The organism is Mesorhizobium sp. KR1-2, from assembly GCF_040045035.1.
In the GTDB taxonomy this organism is placed as follows: Bacteria; Pseudomonadota; Alphaproteobacteria; order Rhizobiales; family Rhizobiaceae; genus Pseudaminobacter.
This window is the reverse complement of the sequence record NZ_JBDZDS010000004.1, coordinates 137521-151082: the sequence shown is the minus strand read 5'-3', so window position 1 is coordinate 151082 and position 13562 is coordinate 137521. Positions and strand designations below refer to the sequence as shown.

The 13562-nt window shown below is 63.4% G+C and carries 12 protein-coding genes; 2 read left to right on the top strand and 10 right to left on the bottom strand.

The features are described 5' to 3' along the window. The 10 genes from ABLE85_RS10310 to ABLE85_RS10265 form a co-directional block, all read right to left on the bottom strand. The gene (locus tag ABLE85_RS10310) at positions 1 to 792 is read right to left on the bottom strand and encodes an ABC transporter permease (RefSeq protein ID WP_348792632.1); all 792 of its coding nucleotides are present in this window, start codon (positions 790 to 792) and stop codon (positions 1 to 3) included. Next, complete coding sequence (locus ABLE85_RS10305; protein WP_348792896.1) at positions 789 to 1634, bottom strand: ABC transporter permease subunit; 846 nt, start codon at positions 1632 to 1634, stop codon at positions 789 to 791. Before ABLE85_RS10305 ends, ABLE85_RS10310 begins: the two co-directional genes overlap by 4 nt. A gap of 130 nt (positions 1635 to 1764) precedes the next feature. After that, positions 1765 to 2871 (bottom strand): ABC transporter substrate-binding protein, encoded by a 1107-nt coding sequence (locus tag ABLE85_RS10300; protein ID WP_348792631.1) that lies wholly within the window; start codon positions 2869 to 2871, stop codon positions 1765 to 1767. A gap of 215 nt (positions 2872 to 3086) precedes the next feature. Further along, positions 3087 to 4259: an iron-containing alcohol dehydrogenase gene (locus tag ABLE85_RS10295; protein WP_348792630.1), complete on the bottom strand. Its 1173-nt coding sequence runs from the start codon at positions 4257 to 4259 to the stop codon at positions 3087 to 3089. A gap of 21 nt (positions 4260 to 4280) precedes the next feature. Next, a complete protein-coding gene (locus ABLE85_RS10290; protein WP_348792629.1) occupies positions 4281 to 5669 on the bottom strand; it encodes an aldehyde dehydrogenase family protein in 1389 nt (462 codons plus the stop codon). 82 nt (positions 5670 to 5751) lie between these two features. Continuing rightward, on the bottom strand, positions 5752 to 7122 hold the full coding sequence (locus tag ABLE85_RS10285; RefSeq protein ID WP_348792628.1) for a glutamine synthetase family protein: 1371 nt from the start codon (positions 7120 to 7122) through the stop codon (positions 5752 to 5754). A 99-nt stretch (positions 7123 to 7221) separates the two neighbouring features. Continuing rightward, positions 7222 to 8289: a TRAP transporter substrate-binding protein gene (locus ABLE85_RS10280; protein WP_348792627.1), complete on the bottom strand. Its 1068-nt coding sequence runs from the start codon at positions 8287 to 8289 to the stop codon at positions 7222 to 7224. Positions 8290 to 8404: 115 nt separating this feature from the next. Then, the gene (locus ABLE85_RS10275; RefSeq protein WP_348792626.1) at positions 8405 to 9730 is read right to left on the bottom strand and encodes a TRAP transporter large permease subunit; all 1326 of its coding nucleotides are present in this window, start codon (positions 9728 to 9730) and stop codon (positions 8405 to 8407) included. Further along, entirely contained in the window at positions 9727 to 10281 is a 555-nt protein-coding gene (locus ABLE85_RS10270) for a TRAP transporter small permease subunit (protein ID WP_348792625.1), read from the bottom strand. Before ABLE85_RS10270 ends, ABLE85_RS10275 begins: the two co-directional genes overlap by 4 nt. Further along, complete coding sequence (locus tag ABLE85_RS10265) at positions 10278 to 11081, bottom strand: N-formylglutamate amidohydrolase (RefSeq protein WP_348792624.1); 804 nt, start codon at positions 11079 to 11081, stop codon at positions 10278 to 10280. Before ABLE85_RS10265 ends, ABLE85_RS10270 begins: the two co-directional genes overlap by 4 nt. 177 nt (positions 11082 to 11258) lie before the next feature. On the opposite strand from ABLE85_RS10265, the gene ABLE85_RS10260 reads away from it, so the two are divergent. Further along, positions 11259 to 12086 carry a MurR/RpiR family transcriptional regulator gene (locus ABLE85_RS10260; RefSeq protein WP_348792623.1) on the top strand — a complete coding sequence of 276 codons (828 nt, stop codon included), beginning with the start codon at positions 11259 to 11261 and terminating at the stop codon, positions 12084 to 12086. A 290-nt stretch (positions 12087 to 12376) separates the two neighbouring features. Then, positions 12377 to 13555 (top strand): efflux RND transporter periplasmic adaptor subunit, encoded by a 1179-nt coding sequence (locus ABLE85_RS10255; RefSeq protein ID WP_348792622.1) that lies wholly within the window; start codon positions 12377 to 12379, stop codon positions 13553 to 13555. Positions 13556 to 13562 lie beyond the last annotated feature (7 nt).

Below are 13562 nucleotides of genomic sequence, written 5' to 3'. Positions count from 1 at the left end.
TCAATTCGGGTTGTTAGCCGATTTCGGCGCAAAACGGGACAGGACCTGGATCACCGACATGCAGCCCCAGGTGATGGCGAAGGCGATGACCGCCAGCGCCGCCGGCTCATAGGCGCGGTTGGCGCCGATGTTCTGCAGGTAGGGACCGAAGGCCGGCCTGTTGAGCAGGCTTGCCATGGTGAACTCGCCGATCACGATCGCGAAGGTCAGGAAGGCGCCTGACAGCACCGCGATCAGCACGTTCGGCAGGATGATGCGGGCGATAATCGTCGTCCAGCCAGCGCCATGCACCTGCGCGGCTTCCGTCAGCGTGCGCACGTCGATGGTGCGCAAGCCGGTGTCGACGGCGCGGTACATGTAGGGCAGCGCCAGCGTGGCATAACCGATCATCAGCAGGACGTCGGTTCCCCGCGTGGTCGCCAGGAACGGCAGCGGTGAGTTAGACCCGTACATGCGGATATAGCCGAAGACGATAACGATCGCCGGAATGATCAGCGGAAGCAGGGTAATGAATTCCACGACCGGCCTGATCCAAGGCATGCGCAGCCGGATCCAATAGGCCGTCGGCACCACCAGCAGCACGCCGATTACTATGGTGAAGCAGGCAACGATCGTCGAATAGGCGAATGTCTCCTGGAAGCGCATGTCGCCCAGAACCACGCGGTAGGCGTCGAAGGAATACTCGCCGCGACGCATGCGCAGCGAGAATTCCAGCGTCGCGATCAGCGGGATGAAGAAATAGGCCGCACCCAGCGCGAAGGTGAGCCATGCCCAGAAACGGCTGGCCTTCATTTGAGCCACCTCTCGCTGCGGACGCGGAACCAGATGTAGAAGATATTGGCGAGCCCGGTGACGACGATCATGCCGAAGGCCAGCGCATAGCCGAGATGCGGGTTGTGCAGCACGTCGCCGCGGATCTGCGCATAGAGCAGGATGGGCACGATGTTGAGCGAGGAACCGGTCAGCGCATAGGCTGTCGCGATCGCGCCGAAGGCATTAGCGAACAGCAGGATGACGGTGCCCAGGAAGCTCGGCCACAAGACGGGGATCACCACCATGCGCCAATATTGGAACTGGGTGGCGCCGAGCGTCGCGGCGGCCTCGCCCCACTCCTTCTTCAACCCGTCGATCGCTGGCGTGATGATGACGACCATCAGCGGGATCTGGAAGAACAGGTAAGTCAGCGTCAAGCCGGCAAACGAAAGGATGTTGAAGCCGAGCGCATAGATGTTGATATCGAACCACGTCCGCAGCAGCACAGTGACCAGACCGAGTCGGCCGAGCGTGGCGAGAAAGGCGAAGGCCAGCGGCACGCCGGCGAAGTTGGAGGCGACGCCCGAGAACGTCATCGTGGTCGAGCGTACCCACCTCGGCAAGCCGCCGCGCACGATGGCGATGGAGATCGCGAGGCCGGCAAGCGCGCCGAGCACGGCGGAGGCCAGGCTGACGCGGATCGAAATCCAGTAGGCGGCCAGGATCGAGGGCTGGAACAGCGCGCCGATATTGGCAAAGGTGAATTCGCCCTGATCATTCTGGAAGGCACCGACGACCAGATAGAAGGTCGGCAGGATCAGGAACATCAGCGCGAAGATGAAGAAGGGCGCAACGCCCAGCCATTGCAACGGAAGCCGCATGCCTTCCGCCTGCGCCGGCGGAACGACCTGCCGGGCAGCAGTTGGTTCGGGAAATGTGGTTTCGCTCATGCGGCGGAAATCCAAAATGGGGGGTCCGGGCGGCCTTTCGACCGCCCGAAATTTGAGGTTTTTACTGAACGTTGGCGCCGACCACCGAATCCCAATTCTTGGTGATCACTTCCTTCGCTGCGCCCTGCTCATCGAGCGTCGGGAACACGGCGGCCTCATAGGCGGCAGCCGGCGGCATCTTGTCGAGCATTTCCTGCGGGATCTTGCCGTTCTTGGCCAGATCGTTGAAGCGGATCGGGTGGCAGTAGCCCTTCAGCCAGCCGAGCTGACCTTCGTCGGAATAGAGGTACTCCATCCACAGCTTGGCGGCGTTCGGATGCGGCGCATAGGCGCTGATCGCCTGGACGTAGACGCCGGCGACGACGCCCGTCTTCGGCACGATGACGTCGACCGGCGGGTTGCCGTTCAGCGTGTCGCGGCCCGAGAGCGCGTTGTAGTCCCAGGTGATGAGGATCGGCGTCTGGCCCTGGGCCAGCGTCGCGGCCTTACCAATGACCGGCACGAAATTGCCATTGGCGTTGAGCTCCTTGAAGAACTCGAGACCCGCCTCGCCAGCCTTGGCGCCGGCTTCCGCACCCTTCGACAGGCCGGCGGCGACGACGCCCTGGATGGCCTGGTTCGAGGCGCGCGGGTCACCAGCGAGCGCAACGGAGTTCTTGTACTCGTCCTTGAGCAGGTCGGCCCAGTCGGCCGGCGCATTCGGCACGAGGTCCTTGTTCACCTCGAAGGCGAGCACGCCGTAATAGTCGCCGTACCAGTAGCCTTCGGCATCCTTGGCGCTGTCCGGGATCGAATCCCAGGTCGAGACCTTGTAGGGCTGGATCAGGCCGTCAGCCTTGGCCTGCGGGCCATAGGAGAGACCGACGTCGATGACGTCAGGAGCCTGCGGGCCCTTGTTGTCCTTGTTGGCCTTGATGGCCTCGACCTCGTCGCTCGAGCCGGCATCCGGGTTGAGCTCATTGACGGTGATCTCGGGATACTTGGCCTTGAAGCCGGCAATCACCTCGCCGTAGCCGCACCAGTCATGCGGCAGCGCGATGGTGGTCAGTTGGCCCTCTTCCTTGGCGGCCTTGACCAGCTCGTCCATCGACTGCGCGGAGCCGATAGCCGTGGTCACCATAAGGGCCGTTGCGGTGAGGGAAAGGATCTTCCCCGTGAACTTGAACATTTGTCTCTCCGTTTGACTGACGCCCTGCGACGCCTGCGATGCGGTTATCTGCACTTGATGACAGTGATGTGAAAACCTGCCCTCGGACTCCCCCCGAGGAACAAAATCTAACTACTTTTCCGCGGGACTGGCAATCGTTGCCGGTTGTTTTCCGGCTAATGATTTTTGCGACTACCAGCCCCGCGACTTCCCCCCTCTTATTATTTCGATCGTACTTAGAGAACCCCTTCAATGGCGTTGTCCAGAAGTGTCAGCGCGGCCTTCTTGGTCAGCTTCACCGGATTGCCGCCTGCGGTCGGATCCACGACCGCCATGTCGGCGATCAGGTCCTTGCGCTTCTTGTCCATGTCGAGGCCCTTGATCAGCTCCGGCAGGGTGTGCGGCACCTTCAATTCCTTGCGCAGCTTCAGCACCGCCTTGGCGAAGCCGTCAAACCCGCCCTTCATGCCGAGATAGCCGGTCAGCCGCACGATGCGGTCCTCGATCGCCTCGCGGTTGAAGGCCAGCACATAGGGCATGAAGACGGCGTTGGTCATGCCGTGATGGGTGTCGTAGAGCGCGCCGATCGGGTGCGACATGGAATGGATCGCGCCGAGGCCCTTCTGGAAGGCGGTGGCACCCATGGCGGCCGCGCTCATCATATGGGCGCGGGCGGTCAGGTCCTTGCCGTCGGCATAGGCCTTCGGCAGGTTCTCGAATACCAGCCGGATGCCTTCCACCGCGATGCCGTCGGCCATCGGGTGATAGCCCGGCGCGCAATAGGCTTCCAGGCAGTGCGCCAGCGCGTCCATGCCGGTGCCGGCGGTGATGAAGGGCGGCATGCCGGTGGTCAGTTCCGGATCGGCGATCACGATCGCCGGCAGCATCTTCGGATGGAAGATGACCTTCTTGGTGTGCGTCTCCTCGTTGGTGATGACGCCGGCCCGACCGACCTCCGAGCCGGTGCCGGCCGTGGTCGGCACTGCTATGATCGGCACGATCGCGTCGGCGTCGGCGCGGGTCCACCAGTCGCCGACGTCCTCGAAGTCCCAGATCGGGCGGGTCTGGCCGGCCTGGAAGGCGATCAGCTTGCCCAGGTCCAGTGCCGAGCCGCCGCCGAAGGCGATGACGCCGTCATGCTTGCCCTGCTTGAAGACGGCGATGCCGGCGGTGAGGTTGGATTCCACCGGGTTGGGCTTCACCTCCGAAAACACGCCGTAGGGAATCTTGGCGTCGTCGAGGATCTTCAGCGTCGAAGCGACCACAGGCAGCTTCGCCAGGCCCGGATCGGTGACGAAGAGCGGCCGCTTGATGCCCGTCGCGGCCAGCGCCTCAGGCAGTTCGGAGATACGTCCCGCGCCGAAGCGGACGGTGGTGGGATAATTCCATTTGGAAACGAGCTTGGACATCGAATTCTCTTTCGAAGATAGTCAGATCTGTTCGCGCAGGTGGTACGACTTCGGCCGCGTCAGGTTCTCGTAGCCGATGGCCGAAAGGGCGGCGCCCTTGCCGGTGTCCTTCACGCCGGTCCACACCAGCGCCGGGTCGAGATAGTCGCAGCGGTTCATGAACACGGTGCCGGTCTCGACGCGGTCGCCGATCGAGACGGCATGCTCGATGTCGCTGGTCCAGATCGAGGCGGTGAGGCCATAGGGGCTGTCGTTCATCAGCGCGATGGCATCCTCGTCGCCGCGCACCTTCATGATGCCGACGATGGGGCCAAAACTTTCCTCACGCATGACGCTCATCTGGTGGTCGACATTGGTCAGCACTTCCGGCGCCAGGTAGGGCGAGCCAGCCACGTCCTGGTCGACCTTCATGTTGATGTGCGCGGTAGCGCCCTTGCGCAGGGCCTCGGCCTTCTGCTCGCGGATGAAGTCGGCGAAGCGCGACTGCGCCATCGGCCCCATGGTGGTGGCCTGGTCGAGCGGGTTGCCGACGACATAGTCCTTGGTGAGCGAGATGAAGCCGTCGACGAAATCGTCATAGACCTTCTCGTGCACGTAGACGCGCTCGATGCCGCAGCAGCACTGACCGGAATTGAAGAAGGCGCCGTCCACCAGGTTGGCGATGGCGTGGTCGAGCTTGGCATCGGGCAGAACATAGGCCGGGTCCTTACCGCCGAGTTCGAGACCCATGCTCATGAAGCTGCCGGCCGCCGCCTTCTCGATCGCCTTACCGCCTGCGACCGAGCCGGTGAAGTTGACGTGGTCGATCTTGCCGGAGCCGAGCAACTTCTCCGTCTGTGCGTGGTTGAGCACGATGTTCTGGAACACGCCCTTGGGCAGACCGATCTTGTCGAAGGCCTGCTGGAAGCGCTCACCCACGACGAGCGTCTGGGCCGCATGCTTGAGGATGACGGTGGAACCGGCCATCAGCGCCGGCACGATGGTGTTGACCGCGGTGAGGTACGGATAGTTCCACGGCGCGATCACCATGACCACGCCCAGCGGATCGCGCTTCACGTAGCGGCGGAAACCGTCCTTCGGGTTGGAGGCCATGACCGGCTTGAGCGCCTGTTCGGCGATCTCGACCATATAGTTCGTGCGTTCCTTGACGCCGCCGAACTCGCCGCCGTAGCGGGTGGGGCGGCCCATCTGCCAGGCGATCTCCGGCACGATCTCGTCGGTCATCGCCACCAGCGCCTCAAGGAAGGCCAGCATGTATTTGCCACGCTCGGCGATCGAGGTCTGCGCCCAGGCAACCTGCGCGGCGCGGGAGCGCTCGACAGCGGCGTTGATGGCCTGGTCGCTGGCGACCGGCCGCTCTGCATAGATCGAGCCGTCGATGGGGGATTTGAGCTTGACCGTCTCGGTCATGGTTTCAGTCCTTCTTCATGCAAAATGCGTGGTCGTTCGGCGGGGCGCGGGCCTTTCCCTCTGCCCGCGACAGGTGCCGACATTAGTACCGCTCGAAGCCTCTGTGCAGCTCCCAGTCGGTGATGCGGCGGTCATATTCCATCTGCTCCCAGCGGGCGGTGTGCAGATAGTGCTCGATCACGCCCTCGCCGAAGGCCTCGCGCAGCATGGTCGATTTCTCCATCGTTTCGATGGCACCGCGCAAGGTCTTGGGAATCTCGGGCAGTTCGGCCGCCTGGTAGGCGTCTCCGACGAAGGGCTTCGGCAGCTCGAGCTGCTCGTCGATGCCGGCCAGGCCGGCCGCAATCAGAGCTGCAAAGGCGAGATACGGATTGATGTCGGCGCCGCCGATGCGGCACTCCATGCGCACGCCCTTGGTGCCCATGCCGCACAGGCGGAAGCCGGCGGTGCGGTTGTCCTCGCTCCACATGATCTTGGTCGGCGCGAAGGTGCCGGCCTGGAAACGCTTGTAGGAATTGATGTAGGGAGCCAGGAACCAGGTGAATTCCTTGGCGTATTTGAGCTGCCCGGCGGCCCACTGGTGGCCGAGCTTGGTCATGCCGTACTCGCCGTTTTTGTCGAAGAACAGTGGCGTCCTGCCGTCGGCGCTCCACAGCGAGTTGTGGATGTGGCTGGAATTGCCGGCAAGGCCATAATTGTACTTGGCCATGAAGCTCACGGAGCAGCCCATGAGGTCGGCGATCTCCTTGGCGCCGTTCTTCAGGATTACATGGCGGTCGGCCATCTCCAGCACTTCGGCGTAGCGGACATTGATCTCCTCCTGGCCGGGGCCCCACTCGCCCTTGGAGTTCTCGATCGGGATGCCTGCCGCCTCCATGTCGTTGCGCAGGCGGCGCATATAGGGCTCTTCCTTGGTGGTGATGCCGATCTGGTAGTCGCCGATATAGGGAGAGGCCGTCTGCAGGCCCTGCCAATGCTTGGCGCGCGCGCTGTCATAGGTTTCGTTGAACAGGTAGAATTCGAGTTCCGAAGCAAAATAGGCCAGATAGCCGCGCTCCTGCAGGCGCTTCACCTGTCGCCTCAGGATGGCGCGCGGAGAGTGCGACAGGTCGGCGTGGTCGTGGTGGTCGAGCACGTCGCACAGTACCAGCGCGGTCTTTTCCAGCCATGGAATGCGGCACAGCGTCGACAGGTCCGGCTTCATGACGAAGTCGCCATAGCCCTTCGACCAGCTCGCCGCCTGGTAGCCCGGCACCGGCTCCATATCGATATCGTCGGCCAGCAGATAGTTGCAGCCATGCGTCTCGTCATGCGCGGATTCGACGAAGTAACGAGCCAGGAAACGCTTGCCGAAAAGACGGCCCTGCATATCGACGGCGCAGGCGAGAACCGTGTCGATCTCGTTCTCCGCGACTGCCTTCTTCAACTGATCGAATGAAAGATTTCCGGCCATTTTCTACTCCGCCGCAAGCGCGGCCGCATCGTGTTTCAACAGGTGAGCCCGGCCGTCGTGCGGCCGGGCTGAAGTGGCTTTGGAAGGCTGCGGCGCCCCTCAGCCGTAGCGGTAGGGCGGGCCGGCCTTTTCCATGGTCTCGCGATAGTCCTTGAGGATCTGCACGACCTTGGCGCAGCGCGGGCTCTGGGTGGCGATTTCGTCCCAGAATTTCTGCGCCTCGTCTTCGACCGTCTTCCACTCGGCTCCGGGAATGGTGGTGAGTTCGTACTTGCCGCCGGTGGTGCGGTAGTGGGCCTCGCCCCACCAGTACCAGTGCTGGCGGTAGTAATGGGAGGTGTCCATGGCCATCCGGAACAGCTCCTTCAGGTGATCCGGCACGGCGTTCCACTTTTCGGTGTTGGCGAAGAACGAGCCTGCCCAAGCGCCCGAAATGTTGTTGGTCAGGTAGTACTTGGTCACATCGGCCCAGCCCACCGTGTAGCACTCGGTGATGCCGCACCAGCAGATGCCGTCGAGCTCGCCCGTCTGGATCGCCACCTGAACGTCTTCGTAAGGCAGCGACACCGGAACCACGCCGAAGCGCTCCATGAAGCGGCCGCCGGTGGGGAACATGTAGACGCGCAGGCCCTTCAGGTCTTCAACCGAGCGGATCGGCTTGGTGGTGGCGAAGTTGCAGGGATCCCACGAACCGGCGCTCAGCCAGGTCACACCCTTCACTTCGTTATAGGCCTCTTGCCAGATCTCCTTGAGGCCATACCATTCCCAGAGCGTCGGGATGTCGAGACTGTAGCGCGAGGCGAAGGGGAAATACGCGCCGAACACGGCGACATCGACCGGCGCGGCCGCCGAGTCGTCGTCGCTCTGGGCAGCGTCCAGTGTGCCCGCCTGCACGGCGCGGAACAGCTCGCCCTGCGGTACGAGCTGGTCGGCCGTGTACATTTCGATCACCATCTCGCCATTGGCGGCCTTGTTGAAGGCGTCGACGGCCGGCTTGCACACATGCTCGGCCAGGGCCGGGCCGGCATAGGTTTGCAGTCGCCATTTGATCGGGCTCTGCGCCCGCACGTAAGGCATGGCGAGCGTTGACGCGCCCACTGCGCCGGCAGTCACTGCGCCCGCCTTCTTGAAGAAGTCGCGTTTGCTGAGCTTTATGCGGTCGTTCATCTCACAATCTCCCATTGTGGTTCTCGGCTTTGCTTGTTCTGCTGGCCGGAGTGCCGACGCTCCGGCGGTATTCCCTCTCAGTTTCCCCTTTTCAGGTTTCGTTCACCGCCCCCGTTCAGTGCGCCGAGTAGTATTCAGGCAGCCACAGCGCGATCTGCGGGAAGATCATGATGAGGATCAGCGACAGCACCATCAGGAAGAAGAACGGCACGATGGAGCGGTAGATATCGAGCAGCGTGATCTCGGGCGGAGCCATGGCCCGCATCAGGAACAGATTGTAGCCGAAGGGCGGGGTGATGTAGGCGATCTGGCAGGTGATGGTGTAGAGCACGCCGAACCAGATCGGGTTGAAGCCGAGGCTGATGATGAGCGGGATGTAGAGCGGCGCCACGATCACCAGCATGGCCGTGTCGTCGAGGAACGTTCCCATGATCAGGAACGACACCAGCATCATGATCAGGATCTCCCACGGGGTGAGATCCCAGGTGTCCAGCAGCAGCGTCTTGACCGCCTTGACCGCACCCAGACCGTCATAGACCGAGCTGAAGCAGAGCGCGCCCAGGATGATCCACAGGAACATGCAGCTGATGGTCAGCGTGTTGCGTGTGCACAGTTCAAGGATGTGACGGTTAAGGTTTCCGGTGACCCAGGCGGCAAGCGTCGCCAGCACCGCACCCACCACCGAGCTTTCCACCAGACTCGTGGTGCCGGTGAGGAACAGGCCCATCATGATGCCGAAGATGGCGAGCGGGATGATACCCTTCGTCAACAGCGAGAACTTCTCGCCCCAGGTGATGCGCGCGCGCTCCTCCTCCGGCAGGGCCGGGCCGATCTCCGGATTGATCAGGCAGCGGACGTAGATGTAGATCGCGAAGATCGCCGCCATCAGCAGCCCGGGCCCCACGCCCGCGAGCCAGAGCTGCAGCACCGGCTGGCGCGCGATCATGGCGTAGAGAACCAGCACGACCGAGGGCGGGATCAGGATGCCGAGCGACGAACCGGCCTGGATGACGCCGGTGACCATGACCTTGTCGTAGTCGTGCTTGAGCAACTGCGGCAGCGCGATCGTCGCGCCGATCGCCATGCCGGCGACGGAGAGGCCGTTCAGCGCCGCGATCAGCACCATGAGGCCGATGGTGCCGAGCGCCAGGCCGCCGCGTATCGGGCCGAACCAGACGTGGAACAGCCGGTAGAGCTCGCTGGCGATGCCGGACTCCGACAGCATGTAGCCCATGAAGATGAAGAACGGCACCGTGATCAGCGGATACCAGTTGAGCACCTGGAAGCTGGCGTTGAAGGGCATCTCGAAGGAGCCTTCGCCCCACAGCCACAAAGCCGCTGCTGCACCGACGAAGCCGATGACGCCGAAAACGCGCTGCCCGGTGAACAGCAGCACCATCATGGTGCCGAACATGAAGAGGGTGATGAATTCCGAGCTCATGCGATCGGCTTTCCGCGTACGATGGCGATGTCTTTGATCAGGCTGGAAATGGACTGCAGCAGCATCAGGAAGATGCCGGTGGTCATGAGGACCTTGACCGGCCATAGCGGCGGCGCCCAGGAGGAATAGTTCTTCTGGCCGAAGCTGATAGCGTAATGCGTGCTGGACAGGCCGCCAGTGAACAGGATCGCCAGGTAGAACAGCACGAAGAGAATGGTGAAGGCGTCGGTCATCGCCTTGTTGCGCGGTGACAGCCGGCCGTAGAACAGGTCCATGCGCACATGCGCATCGAGTTGCTTGGAATAGGCGCCGCCCAGAAGATAGTAAGCCGAAAGAATGAACTGAGACGTCTCCAGAACCCAGTTGACCGGGATGCCGAAGACGGCGCGCGATATGGTGGCATAGAGCAGGATCGCCGCCATCGGAAAGATCAGGTACATGGCGAAGCGCCCGACGCGATGGTTCAGGGCGTCGACATATCGGACGTAAAGTGCTGCCGCCCCGGCCGTGGGTCTGTTGCCGGCTGGCTCTGTTTGGGTCGCTACGCTCATCGTTCTTGCCTTGTTGTGGTGGCGGGGATGGAGCTGTTTGCCGGATTGACGCCGGCCAGGATTGCCGACAACAGCTCGGCCCATTTGCGCTGGCCGGCTTCGTCGCCGATCTCATCGTTGCGAATTTCGATCATCGCGCAGGCCAGATCCCGCGCACGGCCGTGCCGCTCGAGCGTGTAATAGACGCGGTCGGCGGGCGAATAGGGCTGGTTGACGCCGACCTCCAGGCCGACCACGCCCTTCAGCGCCCCGATCATCGGTCGCGCCAACCGGTCGTCCTCGTCGTGGATGATGCCGATGTGCCATGGCCGATCGACGCCCTTGTAGACGGGCGTGAAGGAATGGACCGAAACGAGTCGCGTCTCGCGCCCCTCGGCCAGCCTTTCAGCCACCACATCGGCGATCGTGTCGTGAAAAGGCCGCCAGGACAGGGCGATGCGCTCGTGCCGGTCGGCCTCGGAAAGTTCGGCATTGCCCGGCACCACCGTCGTCTCGCTGACCGGCGAGATCAGGTCGGGCGCGTCGAGCGGCCGGTTGCAGTCGATGATCAGGCGCGAAACGCGGGATTCCACCAGCGTCGCGTCCAGCGCATCCGACATGCGCGTCACCACCGGCAGCGCGCCGGGATCCCAGGCGATGTGGCGCGTCAGCTCGGCTTCGTCGAGGCCGAGCGTGCCGAAATGTGCCGGGATGAAATTCGAGGCGTGATCGCAGACCAGCAGGTAAGGGCTGGCGCCGTTCCGGCGACTGACCCGGACGGAAGCGGACGCTTCGCGCGCTGCGGATGGCGCAGTTCCCATTATTCGCAATTCCCCTCGGACGCCGTACCGTATGTTACGTATTTTATTTCTTTGCGTCTTCGTGGATGATTTCATACACATTCCTGAGCTTTGTCAAATAGGTTTGTGCGGCGGCAGCACAAAGCCGACACGAACGGGGGTAGAAGACCCCGCGCTATCGAGTCGAAAGGGGGCGAAATGGCATCGAGCATCGCTGAACTGATCTCAGACCGCATGGACGCGATGCCGGCCGGCGAACGCCGCGCCGCGCACACGCTGATCGCCAACTACCCGCTGATCGGCCTGAAAACGGTCGCGGACTTCTCCCAGCAGGCCGGCGTCAGTTCGCCGACCATCCTGCGCTTCGTGGCGCGCCTGGGCTTCCACAACTATCCGGAGTTCCAGGCCGCCCTTCAGGACGAACTGGCCGCGCAGCTTCAGTCGCCGCTGTCGCGCACAGTCGTGGAGCCCGCCGCCAGGGAAGGCAAGATCTCGCCGGTTCTAGAGGCGACGCTCGAAAACATCCGCGAGACGTTCCGGCATGTTTCGGAAAAGCAGATGCGCGACATCGTCGCCCGGCTGGTTAACCCAAGAGCCAAGATCTTCCTGATCGGCGGCCGCTTCACGGACCCTGTCGCGCATTACATGGCCGCCCATCTCACCATCGTGCGGCCGAACGTGTTCCATCTTACCGGCCAGGAAAGCACCTGGCGCGACCGCCTGATCGACATGGGCAAGCGCGACGTGCTCTTGATCTTCGACATCCGCCGCTATCAGGACAGCCTGATCCGGCTCGCCGAAAAGGCGCATACGCGCGGCGTCGAAATCGTGCTGTTCACCGACCAGTGGCTGTCGCCGATCGCCCGTTTCGCCCGCAATGTGATCGCCGGGCGCACGGCGGTCCCCTCCTCCTGGGATTCCTCCGCCGCCCTGTTCGTCGTCGCCGAAGCGCTGATCGGCGAGCTAACACGCGCGCTGGAAGCCGAGAGCGCCCGGCGCATCCGCGAGATGGAAGAGCTGCGCTGAGGCGCCGCTTCGGCCGGCACCAGGCTGCTCGTGTCCGTCGGCCGTGTCATGGCGCGGCCCCTTGCGGCAGTGCCGAATCCGAGGAAAAGGCAATCTTTTCAAACGACTGTGCCTGCGTCCCGGCTATGATTACCGATATTTAATGTGCCATGGCGCAGTCGAGCGGCCATAAAGGCGCGGTACTGACTTCGCAGTGCTTTGCACCTAGAATGCGCCGCTCGCTTTCGCGGGGACGTGAAAAGCCGAGCCGGCGCAAAAATACATTGTTCATTTAGTGACCCGGAGTGCCGATGGCTGCCTGGAAACAGATTTTCTTTGCCCTTGTTCTCCTTGCTGTTGCGGCCGCCGCCTGGGTGCGCTTTTTCCCGGGCGCGCCCGAGGTCCTTTCGAGCTGGGGGATAGAATGGGCCGGCGCGGCCACGCAGCGCGCCGCAGGCCCCGCAACGGGCGGCGAAGGCAAGCGTGGCGGCGACCGCTCCGGCCCGACGACGGCCGTGGTCAGCGCGACCGTCACCACGGCGACCATCAACGACAGGCTGCAGGCTATCGGCACCGGGCGCGCCAACGCGTCGGTGGTGGTCAACCCATATGAGGCCGGCCAGTTGACGCAACTGACGGCGGCGCCGGGTACGCTGGTGAAAGCGGGCACGGTGCTCGCCCGTCTTGATTCGGAAACGGAACAGATCGCGCTCGAGCGCGCGAAGATCGCCGTCAGCGATGCCGAGGCCAAGGTGGAGCGCACCAAGGCGTTGCGCAATTCCAATGCCGCCAGCGTCGTCCAGCTCGCCGATGCCGAGGTTGCGTTCCACAATGCGCAGCTCGCCCAGCGTGACGCCGAGCTCAAGCTCGAACGCCGCTCGGTCGTGGCCCCCATCTCCGGCATCGTGGGCATCCTCCCGGTCGAGGGCGGCAACTACGTCACCTCCCAGACCGTCATCACCACCATCGACGACCGCTCCGCCATCGTCATCGACTTCTGGGTGCCGGAGCGCTTTGCCGGAGCTATCGAGGTCGGCCAGTCCATGACGGCGACGCCGATCTCGCGTCCGGGCCGGTCCTTCCAGGGCACAGTCAGCGCCGTGGACAACCGCATCGACGAAAAGAGCCGGACGCTTCGCGTTCAGGCCCGCATCGATAATAACGACGATGCTCTGCGCGCCGGCATGTCGTTCCAGGTCGCCATGGGCTTCCCCGGCGACGTCTATCCTTCTGTCGATCCGCTGGCGATCCAGTGGGGCACAGACGGCGCCTTCGTCTGGGCGATCCGCGACGGCAAGGCCCGGCGCACCCCTGTGCGCATCATCCAGCGCAACTCCGAGGCCGTTCTGGTCGACGCCGATCTCGCGACGGGCGACCAGGTGGTCACCGAAGGCATCCATGTCGTGCGCGAGGGCGCCGACGTCCTGATCGCCAGCGCGCCCGGTTCGGCGCCGGCCACGCCGGCCCCGTCCACCGGCAACGGCTCCTGAGCGGAGC